This window comes from Pseudomonas asuensis (genome assembly GCF_014646755.1).
Taxonomy (GTDB): domain Bacteria; phylum Pseudomonadota; class Gammaproteobacteria; order Pseudomonadales; family Pseudomonadaceae; genus Chryseomonas; species Chryseomonas asuensis.
The window spans coordinates 91,240-114,370 of the sequence record NZ_BMNW01000010.1 but is presented as its reverse complement, the minus strand read 5'-3'; the positions used below and the strand labels follow the sequence as shown (position 1 = coordinate 114,370).

The following is a 23,131-nucleotide window of genomic DNA, read 5'->3' as shown; positions in this document are numbered from 1 at the left end:
TCTTTGTTTGTTATTGATCAGTTGTACAGCCAGGGCAGCCGTTAAGACCTTTGTCGAATAGTTGTCAGGACGCTCAGTCAGTAAAACGGAACTACAAAAACAACAAACTTCTCCGTTGAGGTAATCGCCATGAGTGCTGCATCCCTCTATCCCGTACGTCCTGAAGTAGCTGCCCTGACGCTGACTGACGATGCTAGCTACAAGGCTCTATATCAGAAGTCCGTGATCAATCCAGACGGTTTCTGGCGAGAGCAGGCTCAACGTATCAGCTGGACAAAGCCATTCACCCGCGTCAAGCAGACCTCATTCGATGATCACCATGTTGATATCAAATGGTTTGCCGATGGAACGCTAAACGCGTCTTACAACTGCCTTGATCGTCATCTCGAAACTCGAGGTGATCAGGTGGCTATTATCTGGGAGGGTGATGATCCTTCAGAGCATCGCCACATTACCTATCGTGAGTTACACGAGGAAGTGTGCAAGTTTGCCAATGCACTGCGTGGCCAAGATGTACACCGTGGCGATGTAGTCACTATTTACATGCCGATGATCCCGGAAGCGGTAGTAGCCATGCTGGCCTGCGCGCGAATTGGCGCCGTGCACTCTGTCGTCTTTGGGGGGTTCTCACCCGAATCACTGGCAGGTCGTATCAGTGACTGCCGCTCTAAAGTCATCATTACGGCAGATGAAGGCGTTCGAGGCGGCAAGAAGACACCTTTGAAGGCTAATGTCGATGAGGCGCTAACCAATCCGGATACATGCTGTGTTCGCAAAGTCATCGTATGCAAACGGACAGGCGCTCCTATTGCCTGGCATGCACACCGTGACGTCTGGTACCACGATGTGACTCAAGTGGCTTCGGCCCATTGTGAGCCCAAGGAGATGGGTGCCGAGGCTCCTCTGTTTATCCTGTATACCTCAGGGTCTACAGGGAAGCCCAAAGGTGTCATGCATACTACCGGCGGTTATATGGTTTATGCATCTCTAACGCATGAGCGGGTGTTCGACTACAAGCCAGGTGAGGTGTACTGGTGTACCGCCGATGTAGGTTGGATTACCGGGCATAGCTATATCGTATACGGACCCTTAGCCAATGGGGCCACCACAGTGCTTTTCGAAGGCGTTCCCAACTATCCGGACGTGACGCGCGTTGCCCAGATCATCGACAAGCATCAGGTAAATATTCTTTATACCGCTCCGACAGCTATCCGGGCCATGATGGCTCAAGGGGATGCTGCGGTGCGCGGGGCTGATGGCAAGAGCCTACGCCTGCTAGGGTCGGTAGGTGAGCCTATCAACCCAGAGGCGTGGCAGTGGTACTACAAGACGGTAGGGCAGGAGCGCTGTCCTATTGTTGACACGTGGTGGCAGACCGAGACGGGCGGGATTCTGATCAGCCCATTGCCGGGCGCTACAGCCCTGAAACCAGGCTCAGCGACACGGCCCTTCTTTGGCGTTCAGCCGGCACTTGTTGATAATGAAGGCAATATTATTGAAGGTGCGGCGGAGGGAAATCTGGTCATCCTGGATTCCTGGCCAGGGCAGGCGCGTACTATTTATGGCGATCACGATCGTTTCGTTGACACCTACTTCAAGACATTCAAAGGAATGTACTTTACCGGGGACGGTGCCCGGCGCGACGAAGATGGTTATTACTGGATCACAGGCCGTGTCGATGACGTACTTAACGTATCAGGCCACCGTATGGGAACGGCAGAGATAGAAAGCTCCATGGTTGCGCATCCCAAAGTGGCTGAGGCTGCCGTTGTAGGTATGCCTCATGATCTCAAGGGGCAGGGAATCTACGTCTATGTCACGCTCAATTCAGGCGAGGAGCCTTCAGAGGCGCTACGGCAAGAGCTTAGGCAATGGATACGTAAGGATATAGGTCCTATTGCAACGCCTGATATCATTCAATGGGCACCGGGCCTTCCAAAGACGCGCTCGGGAAAAATCATGCGCAGAATCCTGCGCAAGATTGCAGTGGGTGAATATGATTCCCTAGGGGACATTTCTACCTTGGCTGATCCAGGCGTTGTTCAGCAACTCATTGATACCCATCGTGGGATGAATCAGGCTGTGGCATAAGCCCTGTAACGACAACTGCCCTGAGTGAGGTCATCGGTAACACCTTGGCCTCATTTCTGGGCATTGTTTCTGCTCATTCATCTGCAAATCTGAAGCTAAGCAGCGGTTTCATAAGGAATTATTTTTCCTAGGCGCGCTTATTGCTCTGTATATCTATTTTTAATTTTTTTCAAGCATGCTATCGTATTGCCTGTCAAGACTATTTAGGTCTGCTTAAAACCCTTCTGTAATTACTTGTCGCATAGACGAAATAACCCTTACTAGGCTGCCGCTAGAATGCCGCTACCCACGCTGCTGCATTGCTGGTGCCATGCATGTGCATATTGTCTTGCCATGCGTATTGGTGGCCTGGGCTATTTATTAACGTCCGCAGCCCATTCCTTCGTAGGAGCTTGCATGAAAAAGCTGGCATTGCTTGGCGCTCTCGCGCTGTCTGTTCTCACCAACGTATCCGTGGCAGCCGATGGCAAGCCAGTTCGCATTGGAATCGAAGCAGCGTATCCACCCTTTGCGTCAAAAGCAGCTGATGGCAGCATTGTAGGTTTTGACTATGACATCGGTAATGCGCTTTGTGCCGAAATGAAGGTCAAGTGCCAATGGGTTGAGCAAGAGTTTGATGGGCTTATTCCTGCGCTCAAGGTGCGCAAGATCGATATGATCCTGTCATCAATGTCCATTACCGATGAGCGTAAGCGCTCCGTTGACTTCACCAACAAATACTACAATTCGCCAGCCAAACTGGTCATGAAAGAGGGAGCTCAGGTCAACGATATCAAGACCGACCTCAAGGGTAAGAAGCTGGGTGTGCAGCGCGGCAGTATTCATGACCGCTTTGCCACTGAGGTCCTGGAGCCTGCTGGCGTAAGTATTACTCGTTACAGCTCCCAGAATGAGATCTATCTTGATCTGACAGCGGGCCGTCTCGATGGCACATTGGCAGACGCTACGCTGCTGGATGATGGTTTTCTGAAAACCGACACGGGTAAAGGATTCGCATTTGCCGGGCCTGATTTCAATGATCCCAAATACTTCGGTGAGGGCATCGGTATTGCGGTGCGCAAGAACGACGGCGAGCTTAAAGAAAAGCTGAATACAGCAATAAGCACCATTCGTGAAAATGGCACTTATAAAAAGATTCAGGACCAATACTTTAATTTCAATATCTACGGAAATTAAGAAATCCTGACGAGGCGTGGTGGCTTCACTGCCACCGCGCCTGTTTTGTATCTGGGCGCCTGATTCTGTTGCGCTGAGGAGTTGTCCACTATGCTTAACGGCTACGGGGCGAATATTGCCGACGGTGCCTGGCTTACCATACAGCTGGCCCTGATATCCATGGTGTTGGCTTGCGGCCTGGGCTTGGCTGGGGCGGCCTTTCGCCTTTCACCGGTACGCTGGCTAGCTTGGCTGGGCGATCTGTATTCGACGGTCATTCGGGGTATACCTGACCTGGTATTGATTCTTCTGATCTTCTATGGTGGTCAGGATCTGGTTAATCGTCTGGCACCTATGGTGGGGTACGACGATTACATCGATATCAATCCATTTGCGGCAGGTGTGTTTACGCTGGGTTTTATTTTCGGCGCGTATCTATCAGAAACCTTTCGTGGTGCTTTCCTGGGTATTCCAAAAGGGCAGGCTGAGGCCGGTGTCGCCTATGGTATGCGTAGCACCCAAGTGTTTTTCCGAATTCTTGTCCCGCAAATGATTCGACTTGCTATTCCAGGGTTTACTAACAATTGGTTGGTGCTGACCAAGGCAACAGCGCTGATTTCCCTGGTAGGGTTGCAGGACATGATGTTTAAGGCCAAGCAGGCGGCTGATGCGACTCGCGAGCCCTTTACCTTCTATCTGGCTGTTGCGGCGCTTTACCTGATTATTACCAGTGTGTCGCTACTGCTGCTGCGGCTGGTTGAAAAGCGTTACTCGGCAGGCGTTAAGGTGGCTGACCTATGATCTTTGACTACAACGTCATTTGGGAGAATTTGCCGCTTTACCTGAGCGGTCTTCTGGTTACCTTAAAGTTGTTGGCCGTTTCTCTGGTCATTGGACTGACTGTTGCCATCCCGCTGGCATTCATGCGCGTATCCAGGCGAATAGTCGTCAACTTTCCCGCCTGGCTTTATACCTACGTAATCCGAGGTACCCCCGGGCTGGTGCAGCTTTTCCTGATCTATTACGGCCTGGCTCAATTCGAGGCAGTAAGGGAAAGTTGGCTCTGGCCTTGGCTGTCGAATGCCACGTTTTGTGCCTGCCTTGCCTTTGCCATCAATACCAGTGCTTATACCGCCGAGATTATTGCGGGTAGCTTGAAGGCAACGCCGCATGGTGAGATTGAAGCCGCTCAGGCAATGGGAATGTCCCGTGCGCTTATGTATAGGCGAATCGTACTGCCTTCGGCATTGCGTCGTGCTCTACCTCAGTACAGTAATGAGGTCATCATGATGCTGCAGACGACCAGTTTGGCTTCAATCGTAACCTTGGTCGACATCACGGGCGCGGCACGTACTGTAAACTCCCAGTTTTATTTGCCTTTCGAGGCCTATGTAACAGCAGGCATCTTCTATCTTGCCCTGACGTTCATCCTGGTCCGGCTATTCAAACTGGCCGAGCGGCGCTGGCTCGCCTATTTGGCACCTCGTAAACATTAAATATCGGGTACGAGCCGGGGCGGCGTGCACTGGCTAGACTAATCAAGGCTTTGAAACCATGTTCAAACTTGAAATACAGGATTTGCACAAGCGTTACGGTGATCACGAGGTGATCAAGGGTGTTTCGCTTGCAGCCAAGGCTGGCGATGTCATCAGCATTATCGGCTCCAGTGGCTCGGGTAAGTCGACGTTGCTTCGTTGCATCAATATGTTGGAGCAGCCTCATGCAGGCAAAATCCTGCTAAATGGTGAAGAGCTTAAGCTGCAGCCTACCAAGCAGGGTGCGCTCAGAGCTGCAGATCCGAAGCAGCTTCAGAAGATGCGTTCGCGTCTGGCCATGGTGTTTCAGCATTTCAACTTATGGTCCCACATGACTGTGATGCAAAACGTCATCGAGGCGCCGATCCATGTCTTGGGCGTCCCTAAAGCGGAGGCCATTGAGCGGGCCGAGCGCTATCTCGCCAAGGTTGGGGTATCCCATCGTAAGGATGCGTACCCTGCTCATATGTCAGGCGGCGAGCAGCAGCGTGTAGCGATAGCCCGCGCTTTGGCCATGGAGCCTGAAGTCATGCTGTTCGATGAGCCAACCTCTGCCCTTGATCCTGAGCTGGTAGGTGATGTACTCAAGGTTATGCGTGACCTGGCGCTTGAAGGGCGTACCATGGTGGTTGTCACCCATGAAATGGGCTTTGCCAGAGAGGTTTCCAATCAGGTTATCTTTTTGCATCAAGGACGTGTTGAAGAGTCTGGTAATCCTCGTGAGGTCTTGGCTAATCCAAGCAGTGTGCGGCTTCAACAATTCCTGTCGGGCAGCTTGAAGTAAATTATGGCCATCCGTATAGGCTTTTTGATTTGGCCTGAAGTCCGGCCCTTGACGGTTGCCCTGGCCGAAGAAGCCTTGCGAGTGGCTCAACGTCAGCAATCTGGTGCTGAGTATGTGCTTGAGCTGATTCGCATTGATCAGGCGGAACAGCGGTTGACGCATGTTTCATGGTCTGCTCAGTTAGAGCGCTACCAGCGGCTGTTTTTGCTTGCCGATGAAGTTCCGAAATCACTTTCGGCTTCATTAAGTACTGCCCTGAAGCAATGTGCTCGATCCGGCGTGCAGGTAGGCGCCATTTCAGCTGGTGTGTTTCCCTTGGCGCAGTCAGGTCTGCTCGATGGATACCGGGCTGCGGTGCATTGGCGCTGGCTGGATGATTTCGCCGAGCAGTACCCCAAGGTTATCGCAACTAACCATCTTTTCGAGTGGGATCGCGATCGACTTTCTGCCTGTGGTGGCCTGGCTATTCTGGATATGGTCTTGGCTATGCTAAGCCATGACCATGGCGCCGATCTGGCCGGTGTTGTCTCGGAGGAGTTGGTTGTCGAGCGCATCCGTGAAGGCAATGAGCGGCAGCGTATCCCGTTAAAAAACCGCTTGGGCTCCAGTCACCCGAAATTGACTCAGGCCGTCATGCTCATGGAAGCCAACATTGAAGAGCCGCTCACCACGGACGAGATTGCACAGCATGTGTGCGTGTCACGTCGCCAACTTGAGCGGATCTTCAAGCAGTATCTATCACGTGTGCCAAGCCAGTATTATCTGGAACTTCGGCTGAACCGTGCGCGCAAGATGCTGATGCAAACCAGCAAGTCCATCATCCAGATTGGTTTGTCGTGTGGCTTTTCATCAGGGCCCCATTTTTCCAGCGCCTATCGAAACTTCTTTGGGGTGACGCCGCGTGACGATCGTAATCAGCGGCGTGGAGCTGGGCCGGATATCACAGTTGTTGCCGAGCGCTGATAAGCATTAGGCACTGCTTCATTGACCAAATAGCAAGCTAAGCTCATGCGCAGGCAATGCCTTGCTGAAGTGAAAGCCCTGTACTTCATCACAGGCATCGCCACGTAGGCGTTCAAGTTGCTCTGCCGTTTCTACGCCTTCTGCTGTCACGATCATGCCCAGGGATTGGCCTAGTGTGATAATGGCCTGGACGATAGCGCGATCGTCTGGGTTTTTACCGATGCCTGCAACAAAGCTCCGGTCAATCTTAATGCCGTCGAAGGGATAGCTGCGTAAGTACCCTAAAGAGGAGAAACCTGTTCCAAAGTCATCCATATGGAGACGCAGCCCCAGCGCCTTTAGACTATTGAGTGTTTCCAGGGCTCCGTCAGCATCATCCAGCATGACGCGCTCAGTAATCTCTAACTCGAGTCTGGACGAATCCAGCCCGCTCTCAGTCAGCGCGTGCTGTACCTGGTTGATCAGGTCGTGTCGACCGAACTGTCGCGGCGAAAGGTTGACCGAAATGCCTACGGGTTGTGGCCAGCTCGCAGCTATCTTACACGCGCTCATCAAGACCCAGTTTCCGATAGGAACGATAAGGCCGGTGTCTTCCGCCAGTGCAATGAAACGGTCTGGCATTAGCAAACCATGCTCAGGATGGTGCCAGCGTAATAATGCTTCAAACCCAGTCAGCCGATCTCCCGTTAGGGAGTAACGCGGTTGAAAGTGGAGGCTTAGCTCGTCTCTTTCCAAGGCCTGACGTAAGTCACTTTCTAAACGCCGCCTGCTGATAATCAGCTCATTCATTTCATGTGAATAAAAGCGCCACGTATTACGGCCCGCAGCCTTGGATTGGTAGAGCGCTATATCGGCCAGTCGCAGAAGTTCTTCGGCCTTGTCAGTATCAGACGGAGCCAGTGCAACGCCGATACTCCCTCCAATAAACACCGTCTGCTCCTCAATCCGGATAGGCTGATGGAGCTGGTCAATGATACGTGAGCTTAATGCTGAGATTTCTTCATGTCCTTGAACACGCGTCATGACGACGATAAATTCATCGCCACCGATTCGAGCAACCAAATCGGCTTCGCGGATACAATTTCGTAGGCGCTTGGCTACCTCTCTAAGTACTCTGTCCCCTGCTGCATGGCCCAGTGCATCGTTAACTGGCTTGAAGCGGTCAAGGTCAATACTTAACAAGGCAACAGGGGCGAGGCGTGTAGATGAGCCCACATGCTTGTTAAGGAAATCATTTAGGCGATTACGATTAGGCAAATCGGTGAGGGAATCATGCAGAGAGAGGTGCTTTATCTGTGCAAGTGCCTTAACCTCGTCCGTGATGTCGCTAGCCGTTCCCCGGAAACCCTGGGTTCCATCTTTTATCGGGCGCGCTGAAACCCGGCAGGTTCGTTCTTTGCCTTGCCGATCATGGTAGTGGCAGACAAGGGGGGAAGAACCAGAAGTTTCCTTCTGGTGACTCAACCATATTGTCAGCGGCTCGTTGTTTGTCGATAAGAGTTCATCAAGACTTTTGCCGATCCATAGATCCGGTGCAGTGCCGGTTACTTCCTCGAAGCGGCCCGAGAGATAAGTCAGGCAGTATTTAGCATCAACTTCCCATAGCCAATCCGAGGCAGCTTCTGCCACATCCCTGAAGCGTTCCTCACTAATGGCCAGCGCCTCTTTGCTTCGAGTCAGCTCACGATAATGAGCTTCCATGAGCTTTGCTGTAGCGAGTGCATTGCGCAGTACCAGCCAGGTCGATGCGATCAGCATGAGTCCTGCGATACCGAAAAATGGAAGGATTGAGTCAAGCAATGCCTTTCCGTGCCGGGGCGGGTCCCAGGCAAGATAGCTATCAGCATCAGGTGAAAGTTGAAGTGTGGACGAGCCATCAATCTGAGGTGCTAGTGTGGTTCGCAGATTGATCAACCCGTATTGCGTGCCTAGCTCTTTCAACTTATCAGGCGTAAGGATATGGACGAAAAGAAGTACTGACTGCGGGCCGGGTCGCTCTTTAACGGTTGGATCTTTTCCAGGCGTAATGGATCCGGCGGCCACGATGGCAGGTATTCCATCAACCTTAAGAAGCTGGCTGAGGACCTCGTCTTTATTTTCAGAGGCGCGTGCTTTGTTCAGCAGTCCTTCAAGGTCGCCTTGTATCCATTGTTTGGCATCAAGAGGCGTCTGTTCGCCTTCAAACAATGAATAGACTGTTTCGTCCTGTGGGTTTAAGACCAGCAGTCCCTGAAAACCATAAAGCTCATAGATTGATTCGCCTAGATTCTCTCCGTCATAGGCCCAGTTGACGTTGAGCTTGAGGTGCATGTTCCTGTAAAGCTCACCCCATTTGGCATAGTCCGATATAGCCTTCTTAATGCTTGTATCCAAATCCTCAAGCGCTTTTTGGGCCGCGTACAACGTATCTGCCTGAGCTTGCTTGTCCTGGCTACGCGCATTATGGATCAACAATCCACACGTCAGCGTAAACATCAGAAACAGTAGCGCTGTAACCAAGGGGAATACGCGGCGAGTAAAAGCAGTACTGAGCATAGTAGGCAAAAGCGGCACAGAGTGGTTTTGGAGTATAGGTGTTGATACCGGATGGCCGCCCTTGGAGGCGAAGGCATCCTATAAGGTGTCGACTGATCTATGAAATAATTCAGCTAAAACAGATATTAAACAAAACTTTATGCTGTATAGCTGAAACGAGGTACTTAGAGAGGCTGGGTTTGCTGTTAGACGTGAGACAGGTAGAAGATCCGGCTTTAATGCGTGCTGCCTAAAGGCTTGATTGCAGCACGCCGTATTGAGTTGCTTTAATGGGTGTCAGTTGCACCACCATAATGAGCACAGCCTGACATGCTTTTGCCGTTAACGCGCAATTCAGCCTGAAGAGACTGGACCGTCCCTGTGCTTTCATCAACGCAACGCTGCGGGCTTACCCATAGCTCGACATGTTCACCGTTGGCCTCGGTAGAGAGGCTGCGTCTGCCATCCGGTAACTGTTCCTGTAGGTAGGGGAGCGCCTGTTGGCTGCGATCACTTGAAGCTATAACCATACCTTGGCCGCTTACGACAACGTTCCACTCGGGCGCATGACCGGCCGCACGAAGCGTTAGTCGCTTGAAGCTTGGATCCGAGCATCCGGGTCCGGTGTACTGCATGCGATATACTTCAGATACTGCAAATACACCGTCGCTTCCAGCAGAGCCTCCCGACTTCATCTTGCCGCGCAGATCTGCAAACAGGCTATTGGCCCCGCTATCAGCTGTCAGTTCGTGGGCATCGCTAATGATAGATGTATTGGCCGCATCGTCTATTTGAAAATAGCGTTGCTCCTGGCAGGGGCGAAATAACAGCTGATCGTTTGCCAGTCGAAGATCGCCCTGCAAGCGAACACCTTGAGAGGCCTTGGACGAAGCGATGCTATCGCTTGGGGTGCTATGGCAGCCTGCTAGCAGCGTGGCCAGTAAAGTCAGGGGCAACAGCAAGCGTGGCGCTAACATCGAGAGCTCTCCATTGAAACGAGGGTGGCAACGTTACTGAGCTATATCGATTAGGACAAGGCTGAAATGAACTTGTGCGCTCTTTTTGAACAGAGCGCACAAGCGATGTTCAACCCCCCAGGTAGGCTTTACGCACGTCCGGGTTGGCTAATAGCGCTTCGCCCGTATCCTGCATGACGATATGGCCGTTCTCCAGAACGTAGCCGCGATCTGCCAGTTTGAGTGCCTGGTTGGCATTCTGCTCGACTAGGAAGACGGTTACGCCATCCTCACGCAACTGCTCGATGATATCGAAGATCTGTTGGATGATGATGGGTGCAAGGCCTAGTGAGGGCTCGTCAAGCAGTAGCAGGCGTGGGTGGCTCATCATGGCGCGACCAATGGCCAGCATCTGCTGCTCTCCGCCTGACATGGTGCCGCCGCGCTGATGGTAGCGCTCCTTTAGGCGAGGGAATAGGCCAAGTACTTTCTCAAGCTGATTATCATAGGCATGCTTGTCAGTGAAAAAGCCGCCCATGGCGAGGTTTTCTTCAACTGTCAGGCGAGCAAAGACACGGCGGCCTTCAGGCACCACTGCAATACCCTTGCGCATGATTTCAGATGAGTCCTTTCCGACCAACTCCTCTCCTTCGTAACGAATACTGCCTTCGGCTGCTTTGGGAGAGCCGCATAACGTCATCAGAAGAGTGGACTTACCCGCACCATTGGCACCAATGAGCGTAACGATCTCCCCTTTGTTGACGGACAGACTGACCCCGTGCAAGGCCTGGATTTTTCCATAGAAGGTCGAAACGTTTTCAAACTGCAGCATCACGCTTCTCCCAGGTAGGCTTTGATCACGTCAGGATTGTTACGAATTTCTTCTGGCGTGCCATCGGTCAAAGGGCTTCCCTGGTTGATCACGACGATGTGATCGGAGATGCTCATGACCAAGTGCATATCATGCTCAATGAGCAGTACGGTAACTCCATGCTGGTCCCGTAGCAGGGAAATCAACGCTTTCAAATCATCTGTCTCTCGAGGATTGAGGCCAGCAGCAGGCTCGTCAAGCATGAGAAGTTGAGGGCGCGTCATCATGCAGCGAGCAATCTCAAGACGGCGCTGTTGACCATAAGCCAAGTTACCCGCGGGACGGTTGGCCACATCAGTAAGGTTAACTTCCTCAAGCCAGTGGCGGGCAAACTCCATGGCCTCCGCTTCAGCCCGGCGAAATGCAGGGGTCTTGAGAAGGCCAGCCAGAAAGTTCGTATTCAAGTGTCGATGTTGGGCAACCAAGAGGTTTTCGACCGCGGTCATTTCCTTGAACAGTCGAACGTTCTGAAAGGTACGAACAATGCCCCGGCGAGCAATCTGATGGCCAGGCAAGCCATGAATTGGCGTGCCCCTGAGGAGGATCTCGCCTCCTGTAGGTTGATAGAAACCGGTCAGGCAGTTGAAAACGGTGGTCTTGCCAGCACCGTTTGGCCCTATCAAAGAGACAACCTGTTTTTCGTCGACACTGATATTGACGCCATTGACGGCCAGAAGACCGCCAAAGCGCATGGTCAGGCCTTTAGCCTGCAGAATAGGCTGGTTCATTTGCGCAGCTCCAAATGGGGGCGCTGCATCGGTAGCAGGCCTTGCGGCCGCCAGATCATCATCAGGACCATCATGGCGCCAAACATCAACATGCGGTATTCGCTAAATTCACGCATTAACTCTGGAAGCAGGATCATGACAATAGCTGCCAGGATCACGCCTAGCTGCGAACCCATTCCGCCTAGAACGACAATCGCCAGAATGATGGCCGATTCGATAAAGGTGAACGACTCTGGTGATACTAGCCCCTGGCGAGCCGCGAAAAAGCTGCCCGCAAAGCCCGCGAAACAAGCACCCAACGTAAACGCGGATAATTTGATGAGTGTTGGATTCAAACCCAATGCCCGACAGGCAATTTCATCCTCGCGTAGGGCTTCCCATGCTCGGCCAATGGGCATGCGCAGCAGCCGATTGATTACAAAGAGCGTAAGTAGCACGAGCAACAACGCAACGAGATAAAGGAAGATCACCTTGTAATTCGAGTTATAGGCGATCCCAAAGAACTCGTGAAACGTCTGCATGCCTTCCGGTGCACGGCGCTCGAATGTCAGATTGAAAAGCGTAGGCTTGTCGATGCCGCTGATGCCATTAGGGCCGCCAGTGATGCTGGTAAGGTTGCGCAGCAGGATACGAATGATCTCGCCAAAACCAAGCGTCACAATGGCCAGGTAGTCTCCTCTCAGGCGCAGCACGGGAAAGCCCAATAAGAAACCAAATAGCGCAGCCATCAGGCCGGCAATAGGGAGGCAAATCCAGAATCCAAGGCCATAATAATGAGAGAGCAGGGCATAGCTGTAAGCGCCCACAGCATAAAAGCCTACGTAGCCCAGATCGAGAAGCCCTGCCAGGCCTACCACGATATTCAGCCCAAGACCTAGCATCACGTAGATAAGGATCAGCGTGGCGATGTCCACGGCCCCCCGCGAGCCCCAAAAAGGCCAAACCAAGGCGACCAGAATAAGCCCAAGAATGACCCAGCGCTGGACGGACGGTTCAGTGAGCTTGGTGCCCAGCCGGGTGAGTGGCGAGTTTTTGCTTCCATAGCCTCGGCGCGGCGTAGGGATACGGTCACGTACCAGTTGCCAGATGAACATCAGGACAGCTGCGCCAAAAATAATAGCTAGAGTGGTTGAGCTGGCGCCATGCACTTCAAGCCCGATACCCACCGTGGTCAGTTTAAGCCCGAGGACGGGGTAGGCCACAGCAATCACAAGTAACGCACTAAAAAAAGCCGTCTTGAGCTGCTTGTTGAATGAGGTACTGCTCATACTTTTTCTACCTCCGGACGGCCCAGAATGCCGGTCGGCCGGAACAGCAAAACAAGAACAAGCAGTGTGAACGCCACTACGTCCTTATATTGATCACCAAAAATATCGGCTCCAAACGCTTCGGCCACGCCCAGTACCAACCCACCCAGCATAGCGCCAGGAATGCTGCCAATACCGCCCAGTACCGCTGCGGTAAACGCTTTGATGCCCGCCAGAAAGCCCAGGCTTGGGTTAATCACGCCGTATTGCATGCCCAGCAATACAGCGGCAACGGCAGCCAGAGCTGCACCGATAACGAAGGTCAATGCGATGATATTGTTGGTGTTGATTCCGAGCAAGTTAGCCATCTTGATATCTTCAGCGCAGGCACGGCAGGCCCGTCCGAGGCGCGAACGCGAGATGAAAAGAGTCAATCCAAGCATGGCCAGTAGCGTGACCACAAAGATCAGTATCTGCATATAAGAGATGACAACCCCGCTCATGGCATCGGTGCCGAAAATGATGTTTCCGGGCAGCAGGTTGGGGATTGCCTTGTCCTTGGAGTCTTGCGCCAGCAATACTTCATTTTGCAGAAAGATTGACATGCCAATGGCTGAGATCAGCGGAATCAGGCGATTACTACCGCGCAGCGGACGATAGGCAATACGCTCGATACTGTAGCCGTAGGCACTGGCAACTATGATGCTGGCAGCAAAGGCAGCAATCATGATGATTGGCAAGCTATGGATACCCATGAGCGCCAGTCCAGCGATGACGATAAAGGCTACATAAGAGCCAATCATGTACACCTCGCCATGGGCGAAGTTGATCATGCCAATGATGCCGTACACCATGGTGTAACCAATAGCAATCAGAGCATAGGTGCTGCCAACGGTTAAACCGTTTACCAGCTGTTGGAGGTAGTGGTAGAGCTCAGGCATTACTTTCTCCTGAATAGCGGCCACAGTGCTTTTGGCGCCTTGGCACGCCTACTCATTTGGAATGAACAAAGCCCACGGCGAATACCGTGGGCTTTTGAGGACGCCTGCCAGACACAGTGCTGGCAAGTTCCTGCTTTAACGGTTACTTGGCTTCAGTCTTGGTGCCGTTGGCATGCCATTCATAGACGACGAACTCGAAGTTCTTCAGGTCGCCTTTCTCGTCAAAAGCCAGATCGCCAGTAGGTGTGCTAAATGTATTGCTACGCAGGGCTTCTGCTACGGCCTCGGCTTCGGTATTGCCAGCCTTCTTGATGCCATCAGCAATAACTTGCACTGCGGCGTAGGAAGGGAATACGAACGGGCCGCTGGGGTCTTGCTTCTTGGCCTTGAATGCCTCTACCAGCGCTTGGTTTTTCGGATCCTGGTCGAAGGAGCGTGGCAGTGTGACGAGCATGCCTTCTGATGATTTACCTGCAATAGCAGAAATCTCGGAGTTGCCTACACCTTCTGGGCCCATGAAGCGAACTTTCAGACCTTTCTCCTGAGACTGACGCATCAGAAGGCCTAGCTCTGGATGATAGCCGCCGTAGTAAACAAAGTCAGCGCCGGCCTGCTTCAGCTTGGAGATTAGTGAGGAGAAGTCTTTGTCGCCTGCGTTAATACCTTCGAACACAGCAACTTTAACGTTGGCGCCTTCAAGGGTCTGCTTGACGGCAGTCGCAATCCCTTCACCGTACTGCTGCTTGTCGTGAATGACAGCTACTGTCTTGGGTTTGACATGCTCGACAATGTATTTGCCGGCAGTAGGGCCCTGCATGTTATCAAGACCAATGGTGCGGAAGATCATTTTATGTCCGCGAGCCGTAAGGTCAGGGCTGGTCGAGGCCGGTGTAATCATCAGGATGCCTTCGTCCTCATAGATATCGGACGCTGGCTGGGTGGAGCTGGAGCACAAGTGGCCAACCACGAATTTTACTTCGTCGTTGACGATTTTGTTGGCAACGGCAACCGCCTGTTTTGGGTCGCATGCATCGTCGTAGACTACGCCTTCGAGCTGCTGGCCGTTAACTCCGCCAGCCTTGTTGATTTGCTCGATAGCCATCTTGGCGCCGACAAATTCCATTTCCCCATATTGCGCTACAGGACCGGTAACCGGGCCGGCCAGAGCGATTTTGATTGTATCGGCAGCAACGCTATAGCTGGTGAGTCCAGCCAAGGCCATGGCGGCGAAGAGTCGGGAGAGATGCTGAGTTGCCTTATTCATAGTGCTCCACTCGAAATACTTATTGGTTTTGGCAGATCACAAACGTTTATTGCAGTATTTTTCTTATTGCTGACTTTCTTGTTATGACGATAAATCGGCATCGCAACGTGCGGAGTGTAGAGCGCGGATTGCAGAATTGAAAAGTGGCACATCGACTGTATCGATACACTTTGTCGCATCATGTATCAGATATAAGGCTGAAAGCAGGTCTAGAACTTGTCAATCCTGACGATGGCAGGTTCAGCCGTTATCATGGCACTTTAATTTATAAGGATGAAGTAATGTCCGAAACCAATACCCTCTACGCTACCTTGTTAGGTCAGACCGCTGAAATCAGATGGCAGGAGTTACAGCCGCATTTTGCCAAGGGCGCATTACTTCAGGTAGGCGCTGATGTAGACCTGATCGAGGCGGCCGAAGCCATTGTGCAAGACAATACTGCCAAGGTGTCTGCTTGGCTGGCGTCTGGGCAGGTAGGAAAAGTAACTGAGGACGAAGCCCGGGACTTTCTGATGAATGACCCGACTTTCTGGGCAGTAGTCGTTGCTCCTTGGGTACTTATACAAGTCAGAAGCAGCGACGTGACCGCAGTATAAGAAGGCAGACAGGGTGGGTCAGAGGCTGATCCACCGTTGCCGAATCCAGGCGCTAAAAGCGTCTACCAGCAGTACCAAAATCAGCACGGCCAGAATAATGGTTGCGGCCTGCGCCAGCTGAAAGAGACTGAGGCTTATTTGAAGCATTTGTCCAAGACCACCAGCTCCTACGAATCCCAGTATCGTAGCCATGCGAATATTGTTTTCCCAGCGGTAGAGGGTATAGGCGAGTAGCTGAGGCCATACGTTTGGCAGGGTGCCATAGGTAAAGGCTGCAATGCGTCCGCCGCCGGCAAGCCTGATCGCCTCACTAGGCGCTGCAGGCGTATTCTCCAGTGCCTCGGCAAACAGGCGACCCAGTACGCCTGCCGTATGCAAGGCCAGCGCAAGAGTTCCAGCATTAGGCCCTAGACCTGCAGCAAGAACCATCAGGGCCGCCCATACCAGCTCTGGTACAGCACGCAGCGCATTGAGCACGAGGCGTGCAAAAGCCTTGAATAGACTGCCGAGTCGGCCTGCTGCGGGCAGCGCAAGCACCATGCCTAACAGAGCCGCTACCAGTGTTCCCATAGCCGACATGGCCAATGTTTCCAGGGACGCCCAGCCAATGGTACTTAAGTGGGCATGGGAAAAGTCTGGACTGAGAAAGCCTTTGGCAAATTTTGCCATCTGCCCAAGAGAGGTCCGCGAAAATAATTCGGCGAAATTTGTCTCAAGGTAGGCAAAGGACGAGACGATGGCTGCCAACATAGTGATAAAAGCGAAAAAGCCTTTGATCCTCATCGTTGCGGCTCTCGCAGTAAGCGGCTGATCAGGTCAGCTAGCATGACCAGAATCAGGAATGTCAGCATAAGGCTGGCAACTTCACCACCTGCAAACATCCTGAGAGACAGATCGACCTGCTGGCCCAATCCGCCAGCACCCACAAAACCCATGACGACTGAGGCACGGATGGCGCATTCCCAGCGGTAAATCGTATAGGAAATCATCTCACCGCTGGCGGCGGGAAGGAGTCCATACATGAACGCCTGAAGTCGCGAGCTGCCACCTAGAAGTAACGCCCGTGTGGAGTCGGCAGGGACCGATTCGAAAATCTCGGCATAAACCTTTCCCAGCATGCCGCCATAAGTAATGGCAATAGCCAGCACGCCTGCGGTGGGGCCCAGACCTACGGCCCGTACAAACAATAAGGCCCAGACAATCTCGGGAATGCTGCGCAACACCACCAAAATGATGCGGACAACAGTGCGAATTACTTGACCCGGCCACGAAGGACGCCCTTGTCGGTGCAGGGCTGACACCGAAAGCGCGCGCGTTGCCAGTAGGGCTGCTGGAAAAGCGACCAGCCAGGCGAGCGTCATACCGGCAGTTGCGATGGCCAGGGTTTCTAATATTGCCTTGCCGACTATCGAGAGAAATTCTGAGTCATAAGCCAGAGGCCAAAAGCCTGCCAGAAAGCTACCCATGATCCTGGCGTTTTCGCCCGTGAATAAGCCTGGAATATCCAGTTCGGACAGGTGGAATCCTGGCCAAAGCAGCAGCAAAGCCAGCAGGCTGATGCCTAGCCGAGGCAATGCTGCCGGGTCACGTGGGAGAGCAGTCGTCAGCATCGCGATGTGGCAGGTATAAAAGCGGTTTTAGGCGATTCGTCCAGCGCTAATTGCTCATTGACGTATAACGCTTCCAGATCTTCGGGCGTGATATCTGGGGTCGCCTTGTCGAACGCAACTATGCCCTGGCGCAGGCCAATAACGCGTGGAAAGTGCTTTAGCGCCAGGTCTATGCTGTGCAGACTGGCAATTAGCGTTGCGTTTCGTGATTCGGCATCGCGAGCCAGAATGTTTAAGGTGTGACTCGCCAATACAGGATCCATAGCGGAAACAGGCTCGTCTGCCAGTATCAGCTCGGGTGCCTGATAGAGCACACGTGCAATACCCACGCGTTGTAGCTGGCCACCTGAAAGCTGGTTGCAACGCTGGTACAGCTTTTCAGCCAGATCAAGCTTTGCTAGCGCTTGCATAGCGCCCTGCCGATCCAAAGGATAGGCCAGGCTGATCAGGCTTTTCCATAAGGACCACTGGCCCAGGCGTCCAGCCAGCACTGCCGTTATCACACGTTGACGCGCTGGAAGTGGGGGTGCCTGGTGAATCAAGCCAATACGCGTACGAAGCGCTTTCAGCCTGGACATGCCTGGGGACCAGGGGTTGGTCTGTAGTACTGTGAGCTGTCCTGCTGTTGGCTTGTGGCTCGTCGCCAGCAAGCGGAGCAGGCTGGTCTTGCCTGCTCCGGAAGAACCTATCAGCGCGACGCGTTCACCTTTGGCAATATTCAGTTCAAGGTTTGACAGCGCGCGATGGCCATTGGCGTGAAGAAGCTCCACGCCAGTTAACAGGACGCTCACTTCAACAGACCGGCCGCACGTGCAGAGGCTTCGATATCTTTATAGTTTTCTGGAGAGGTTTCTACGAAACGGCTGGCGGCCTGTAGATCCAGGATGGCTTTGTCTTCAGGTTTGGAAGGATCCAGCGCAAGGAAGGCTGCCTTTATTTTGGCTGCCAGCTGCGGGTCCAGACTGCCTCTAACTGTCCAGTTGTAATCATAGTAGGGCGGCGTAGTGGCAAAGACTTTCACCTTGTCCGTGTCTATCTTTTTCGCATCAACCAGTTTTTGCCAAACAGAGGCGTTCAGAACACCTCCATCCACTTTTCCAGCCTGGACCCAGGCAGCAGTAGCATCATGTGCCCCAGAGTAGGCTACACGTGAGAAGAACTGTTCGGGTAGGACTCCTTCCTGCTGCATGAAGTAACGAGGCATCAGGCTGCCGGAGGTGGAGGAAATCGACCCAAAGGCAAAGGTCTTGCCTTTCAGGTCCTGAATCGACTTGATAGCTGGATCGGCTGTAATGAATTTGCTGGTGAATTTCTGATCTTCTTCGCGTTGTACCAGCGGATTCATGGGCGCTTTGAGTTGCGCTTGCACAAACGTAAATCCACCTAGCCATGCCATATCTAGCCTGTCAGCGGCCAAGGCTTCCACTACACCGGCATAATCAGAAACGGGTACGAATGTAACGGGCATGCCGATCTGCTTCTCTAGGTATTCTCCTAGAGGTTTGAACTTGCGGAGTAATTCGGTTGGTGCTTCATCTGGTATAGCCGAGACGCGTAACGCCTCTGCAGCCTGGGTAAGAAGGGAAGTGGCGCACAGGGTGAGACCAGCCACGAGGGCCAGGGAACGCTTTAGCATGGGTTTCTCCGGTTCAATAGCGGAAAAAATAGAGCGGCGAAGTATACGGAGATTAAGGAAAATTCACAGCCGCTTAGTGGCAGATTAGCGTTGCAGCAGGAAACAAGGCAGAAACTGCAAAGCCAATGCAGCTCCTGCCATATCAATCACGTCTCGTCAAAGAAACGCTCATGCCACTCTACCAATGGCTGGGGAGTGTTGAGCTTTTGCCCGTAGATGACTGCATAAGCCAATACGTTCTGCACGTACTGGCGTGTCTCATCAAAGGGGATGGTTTCTACCCAGACGTCAAAGGCTAGATGCCGAGCATCTTTTAACCATCTTTTTACACGCCCAGGACCAGCATTGTAAGCCGCTGAAGCTAAGACACGATTACCGTTGAATTGCGCATGAACCATGCTCAAATAAGCTGTGCCCAATTGGATGTTTGTGTCTGGCTGGAGCGCTGATTGAGGACTTGCCAGTGGAATGGAGAATTTGCTGGCAGTATGTTTTGCCGTCGCCGGCATCAGCTGCATCAGGCCCATAGCCCCGACGCCTGAACGAGCATCAGCCATAAACCCGCTTTCCTGCCGGGTAATGGCAAAGACCCAACTACTATGCAGTCCGCGCTGGCGTGCTTCACGAATAAAGCTGTCGCGGTAGGCCATAGGGAAACGGATATCCAGATCGTCCCAATACTTTGCCAGGCTAATCGAGCGAATAGCAGGGAAGTACCATTGCATGTCATAGGCCATGCGGGCTTGGGCAACCAGTTCGTCTCGGTTGAAACTGCGGCTGACATGGAACCACTCGCGCCGCGCATTTACAAACTCACCCCGTGCGTAGAACTCAAGAGCTCGCTGAATACCCGGTGTGGTGCGCACCTGATTACGAAGGCTGTTACTTAGCACAAGCGGGCGGTTATTCAGCTGATAGGGCGCCTTGATGCGATCAGCTGCAAGAAACCCGTAGAAATCGCGCTCGCGCGAAACAGGCTGATAGCCAGTCAGGACACTGGAACTTTGCGGCTGAGACAATTCCAGCGTACGGGCACGCCAGTATTGCCAGCGGTTGGTTTCCATAAGTGAAGGTGGGAACCGCTGGATCAGTTGGTAAGCGTCCTTCCAACGAGCCAGGCGTAACAAAAGACGGGCGCGCCACTCACTGACCGTGTCATCACGGAGCTCCGGGTCGTAGCGCTCCATAAGGGGCAGGGCCCGCGGGTCAAAATTCTTGGCCAGGGTTAGACCGATTTCACGTGCTATGGAGACTTTTTCGTCACGAGAGAAGGGCAGATGCTGACTGTAAATATCGAGCAGGCTCAGCGCTTTCTCCGGATCTTGTTTGGCAAGGCGGCGTAGTCCCAGACCTACTACATCTGCCATGGCTTCGCTGGAACGTGTGAAACGCTGTACATCTGACAGTTGCTGGGGTTTCTGCGCTACATCGCTCATCAGAGTGGCAAACGTACCCAGCGTAGGCATCTGCTGTGCCAAATGCGTTACGAGACCATAATTGCGGGCTTCGGCAGCCAGCTTGGCGCGTTTCCAAACGATGCTCTCGGGCATTTGGCCGCGAGCAGCCCAGGCACTAAAAAGACCATCACAAGCAGCTGGCTGAGACTTGCCGACCAGCCATAGCTTTTCGGCTGTTTTGAAGGGCTGTGTTGTCTGACCTGCCTGGATTTGATGTTGCGCATTCAGACAGTCCAACTCCGTAAAGTTGAGTTTGGCATCGTAATAGCGATCAAACGTGCTCCAGTCGCCACGCTCGGACAGCCAGCGCAACCAGCGCAGCTTCATCCAGCCTGCCTGCGGCAAGTCGCCGTGCTCGGCAAGAAAAGCCTCAATCTCAGTATTACTGGCGCTCTTGAGGCGAGCGGTAAGCTCGTCGTATTGCAGGTACGGCTCTAGTGGATACCCTTGAAGTGCACTGCGCGACTGCAGATAGACGGTGGCGTCTCCTTTGGCCAGCGCTGCCTTGGCTTGGTCATATAAAAGACGTTGTTGCTCAATGGGGGCCGCCTGGGCGGCTTCTAATCCAATGAGAGAAGCAAAGACACAGGTCAACAGCTTGAACAGACGGCCGCGCATGAGATTCCCGGAGAAGACTACTAGGTAATGCGGCTCGGCCGCACAGAGACGGTTACTTTAGCCTGTCAGCCATTGTGACGAAAGCACGTGAGCTACCAGCGGTCAGGCTAATAACCTTGTCGTCATATGTACGAAAACATTGAGTGTCTGTTGTACGAAAGCATGCAGTTCATGCGTATGAGCACTAGAATGCACGTCCTTTTTGTTGGAGATGCCTATGACCTTGCTCAAATTCACCGGCGTGTCCCTGGCGTTCGGTGCCATGCCATTGCTGGACGGCGTGTCCTGGCAGATCGCCCGGGGCGAGAGGGTCTGCGTGATCGGGCGCAACGGTACCGGCAAGTCCAGCATGCTACGCCTGGTTAACGGCGAGCAGATGCCAGACGATGGCGAGATCTGGCGCGCCCCGGCGCTCAAGATCGGAGAGTTGCCCCAGGAATTGCCCCGGGCAGATGATCGGACCGTGTTTGATGTTGTAGCCGAAGGATTGGCTGGGGTAGGGGAGTTGCTGGCTGAGTATCATCGCCTGTCCCAGAATATTCATACCGACGAGGACCTGACGCGTTTGACTCGGGTTCAGCAGGACTTGGAGGCCAAGGATGGCTGGCGACTTCAGCAGCTGGTAGACAGTACACTGAGTCGCCTTCAGTTGCCTGCCGAGAAAACCCTTGCTGAGCTGTCAGGCGGCTGGCGTCGGCGTGTGCTGCTAGCGCAGGCTTTAGTGGCCGAACCTGACTTGCTCTTGCTCGATGAGCCAACCAACCACTTGGATATCGGGGCTATTGCCTGGCTGGAAGAGGCTCTGAGCCAGTATCCAGGAGCGATACTCTTTATTACCCACGACCGGGCGTTTCTGCAGTCTCTGGCAACACGCATCCTGGAATTGGACCGAGGACACCTGATCGACTGGCCGGGCGATTACGCCAGTTTCCTGGTGCACAAGGAGCAACAGCTGGCTGCAGAGGAGACAGCCAATGCGCTGTTTGATAAGCGTTTGGCTCAGGAGGAAACCTGGATTCGTCAAGGGATCAAGGCTCGACGTACCCGCAACGAGGGGCGTGTACGGGCCTTGAAAGCCATGCGCTTTGAGCGTAGGGAGCGACGCGAGCGGCAGGGGAAGGCCAATCTGCAATTGGAAACCGCTGACAAGTCAGGCAAGCAGGTCATTGTGGCTGAGCATGTCGATTATGCGCACCCAGGCAGTGAGGCAATCCTGCGTGATTTTTCTCTCGTAGTGCAGCGAGGCGATAGGATTGGCCTATTAGGACCTAACGGCTCCGGCAAGACGACATTACTCAAGCTGCTACTGGGTGACCTTGAGCCGACATCGGGCAAGATTGTGCATGGTACCAAGCTTGAGGTGGCTTATTTTGACCAGCTTCGACACGCGCTTGAGCTTGAAAAGACAGTCATTGACAACATGGCTGAAGGGCGTGAGTTCATCACGATCAACGGTCAGGATCGTCATGTATTGAGTTATCTGGGGGACTTCCTCTTTAGTCCTCAGCGTGCCCGAACGCCTGTAAAAGCGCTTTCGGGAGGTGAGCGTGCCCGCCTGTTGCTGGCAAAGCTGTTTAGCAAGCCTGCCAACCTGCTGGTGCTTGACGAGCCTACCAATGATCTTGATGTGGAAACATTGGAGTTGCTGGAAGAGGTGCTTCTCAGCTTCGAAGGCACGGTATTGATGGTCAGCCACGACCGGGCATTCCTTGATAATGTCGTGACCAGTACTCTGGTTTTTGAGGGTAAAGGTCTGGTTCGTGAGTATGTCGGTGGCTATCAGGACTGGCTGCGCCAAGGCGGTTCGCCTCGCTTGCTGGGCGTGGCAGGCATGAGGGCGGAATCAAGATCCGAAATGCCTGATACCCAATCGACACCTGAAGAAGCGCCCAAGGTAGCAGCACAGGCATCTGCTAAACGAAAGCTCAGTTATAAGGAGCAACGTGAGCTGGATGCCTTGCCGGCACAGATAGAGGCTGCCGAAAGTGAGCTGGCAAACCTGCAGAGCCAGATCTCTGCCCCAGCGTTCTACCAACAGCCACTTGAAGCAACGCGTGTAGTTGTAGAACGCTTTGATGCGCTACAGCTTGAGCTTGATCAGTTACTTGAACGGTGGGCTGAATTGGAAGAATGAAAAAGGGCTCCTTCGGGAGCCCTTTTTTGTA

20 protein-coding genes are annotated in these 23,131 nt (G+C 53.2%); 8 read left to right on the top strand and 12 right to left on the bottom strand.

The genetic code is table 11. From position 1 onward, the window contains the following. Positions 1 to 129: 129 nt before the first annotated feature. The 6 genes from acs to IEX86_RS19720 all read left to right on the top strand — a co-directional run bounded on the left by acs (position 130) and on the right by IEX86_RS19720 (position 6,528). Positions 130 to 2,091, top strand: coding sequence for an acetate--CoA ligase (gene acs / locus IEX86_RS19745; protein ID WP_188867858.1), 1,962 nt, complete (start codon positions 130 to 132; stop codon positions 2,089 to 2,091). Positions 2,092 to 2,487: 396 nt separating this feature from the next. Beyond that, the gene (gene aotJ, locus IEX86_RS19740) at positions 2,488 to 3,267 is read left to right on the top strand and encodes an L-arginine-binding protein AotJ (protein WP_188867857.1); all 780 of its coding nucleotides are present in this window, start codon (positions 2,488 to 2,490) and stop codon (positions 3,265 to 3,267) included. Between the two features lie 90 nt (positions 3,268 to 3,357). Beyond that, complete coding sequence (locus IEX86_RS19735; RefSeq protein WP_188867856.1) at positions 3,358 to 4,047, top strand: ABC transporter permease; 690 nt, start codon at positions 3,358 to 3,360, stop codon at positions 4,045 to 4,047. After that, positions 4,044 to 4,742: an ABC transporter permease gene (locus IEX86_RS19730; protein ID WP_188867855.1), complete on the top strand. Its 699-nt coding sequence runs from the start codon at positions 4,044 to 4,046 to the stop codon at positions 4,740 to 4,742. The genes IEX86_RS19735 and IEX86_RS19730 overlap by 4 nt, the downstream gene beginning before the upstream one ends. Positions 4,743 to 4,800: 58 nt before the next feature. Further along, positions 4,801 to 5,565, top strand: a complete 765-nt coding sequence (locus IEX86_RS19725) for an ABC transporter ATP-binding protein (RefSeq protein WP_188867854.1) — start codon at positions 4,801 to 4,803, stop codon at positions 5,563 to 5,565. Between the two features lie 3 nt (positions 5,566 to 5,568). Then, a complete protein-coding gene (locus tag IEX86_RS19720) occupies positions 5,569 to 6,528 on the top strand; it encodes a GlxA family transcriptional regulator (protein WP_188867853.1) in 960 nt (319 codons plus the stop codon). Between the two features lie 18 nt (positions 6,529 to 6,546). On the opposite strand, the gene IEX86_RS19715 is transcribed toward IEX86_RS19720, so the two are convergent. The 7 genes from IEX86_RS19715 to IEX86_RS19685 all read right to left on the bottom strand — a co-directional run bounded on the left by IEX86_RS19715 (position 6,547) and on the right by IEX86_RS19685 (position 15,049). Further along, complete coding sequence (locus tag IEX86_RS19715; RefSeq protein WP_188867852.1) at positions 6,547 to 9,063, bottom strand: bifunctional diguanylate cyclase/phosphodiesterase; 2,517 nt, start codon at positions 9,061 to 9,063, stop codon at positions 6,547 to 6,549. A gap of 266 nt (positions 9,064 to 9,329) precedes the next feature. Next, positions 9,330 to 10,019 carry a hypothetical protein gene (locus tag IEX86_RS19710; protein ID WP_188867851.1) on the bottom strand — a complete coding sequence of 230 codons (690 nt, stop codon included), beginning with the start codon at positions 10,017 to 10,019 and terminating at the stop codon, positions 9,330 to 9,332. A gap of 109 nt (positions 10,020 to 10,128) precedes the next feature. Next, the gene (locus tag IEX86_RS19705; protein WP_188867850.1) at positions 10,129 to 10,830 is read right to left on the bottom strand and encodes an ABC transporter ATP-binding protein; all 702 of its coding nucleotides are present in this window, start codon (positions 10,828 to 10,830) and stop codon (positions 10,129 to 10,131) included. Then, complete coding sequence (gene livG, locus IEX86_RS19700) at positions 10,830 to 11,597, bottom strand: high-affinity branched-chain amino acid ABC transporter ATP-binding protein LivG (protein WP_188867849.1); 768 nt, start codon at positions 11,595 to 11,597, stop codon at positions 10,830 to 10,832. Before livG ends, IEX86_RS19705 begins: the two co-directional genes overlap by 1 nt. Then, positions 11,594 to 12,865: a high-affinity branched-chain amino acid ABC transporter permease LivM gene (locus IEX86_RS19695; protein ID WP_188867848.1), complete on the bottom strand. Its 1,272-nt coding sequence runs from the start codon at positions 12,863 to 12,865 to the stop codon at positions 11,594 to 11,596. Before IEX86_RS19695 ends, livG begins: the two co-directional genes overlap by 4 nt. After that, positions 12,862 to 13,785: a high-affinity branched-chain amino acid ABC transporter permease LivH gene (gene livH / locus IEX86_RS19690; RefSeq protein ID WP_188867847.1), complete on the bottom strand. Its 924-nt coding sequence runs from the start codon at positions 13,783 to 13,785 to the stop codon at positions 12,862 to 12,864. Before livH ends, IEX86_RS19695 begins: the two co-directional genes overlap by 4 nt. 142 nt (positions 13,786 to 13,927) lie before the next feature. Beyond that, the gene (locus tag IEX86_RS19685; RefSeq protein WP_188867846.1) at positions 13,928 to 15,049 is read right to left on the bottom strand and encodes a branched-chain amino acid ABC transporter substrate-binding protein; all 1,122 of its coding nucleotides are present in this window, start codon (positions 15,047 to 15,049) and stop codon (positions 13,928 to 13,930) included. A gap of 281 nt (positions 15,050 to 15,330) precedes the next feature. On the opposite strand from IEX86_RS19685, the gene IEX86_RS19680 reads away from it, so the two are divergent. Beyond that, the gene (locus IEX86_RS19680) at positions 15,331 to 15,645 is read left to right on the top strand and encodes a DUF2288 domain-containing protein (RefSeq protein WP_188867845.1); all 315 of its coding nucleotides are present in this window, start codon (positions 15,331 to 15,333) and stop codon (positions 15,643 to 15,645) included. Between the two features lie 18 nt (positions 15,646 to 15,663). Here the strand turns inward: IEX86_RS19680 and phnE are convergent, their stop codons facing one another. From phnE to IEX86_RS19655, 5 genes are all read right to left on the bottom strand, one after another. Continuing rightward, positions 15,664 to 16,428, bottom strand: a complete 765-nt coding sequence (phnE, locus tag IEX86_RS19675) for a phosphonate ABC transporter, permease protein PhnE (protein ID WP_188867844.1) — start codon at positions 16,426 to 16,428, stop codon at positions 15,664 to 15,666. Continuing rightward, positions 16,425 to 17,255: a PhnE/PtxC family ABC transporter permease gene (locus tag IEX86_RS19670; RefSeq protein ID WP_188867843.1), complete on the bottom strand. Its 831-nt coding sequence runs from the start codon at positions 17,253 to 17,255 to the stop codon at positions 16,425 to 16,427. The genes phnE and IEX86_RS19670 overlap by 4 nt, the downstream gene beginning before the upstream one ends. Beyond that, positions 17,249 to 18,046, bottom strand: coding sequence for a phosphonate ABC transporter ATP-binding protein (locus IEX86_RS19665; protein ID WP_188867842.1), 798 nt, complete (start codon positions 18,044 to 18,046; stop codon positions 17,249 to 17,251). The genes IEX86_RS19670 and IEX86_RS19665 overlap by 7 nt, the downstream gene beginning before the upstream one ends. Continuing rightward, entirely contained in the window at positions 18,043 to 18,891 is an 849-nt protein-coding gene (locus IEX86_RS19660; protein ID WP_188867841.1) for a putative selenate ABC transporter substrate-binding protein, read from the bottom strand. The genes IEX86_RS19665 and IEX86_RS19660 overlap by 4 nt, the downstream gene beginning before the upstream one ends. A gap of 146 nt (positions 18,892 to 19,037) precedes the next feature. Next, positions 19,038 to 20,966, bottom strand: a complete 1,929-nt coding sequence (locus IEX86_RS19655) for a transglycosylase SLT domain-containing protein (RefSeq protein WP_188867840.1) — start codon at positions 20,964 to 20,966, stop codon at positions 19,038 to 19,040. A gap of 217 nt (positions 20,967 to 21,183) precedes the next feature. Here IEX86_RS19655 and IEX86_RS19650 point away from each other — a divergent pair, with 217 nt between their 5' ends. Then, positions 21,184 to 23,100: an ATP-binding cassette domain-containing protein gene (locus tag IEX86_RS19650; protein ID WP_188867839.1), complete on the top strand. Its 1,917-nt coding sequence runs from the start codon at positions 21,184 to 21,186 to the stop codon at positions 23,098 to 23,100. Positions 23,101 to 23,131 lie beyond the last annotated feature (31 nt).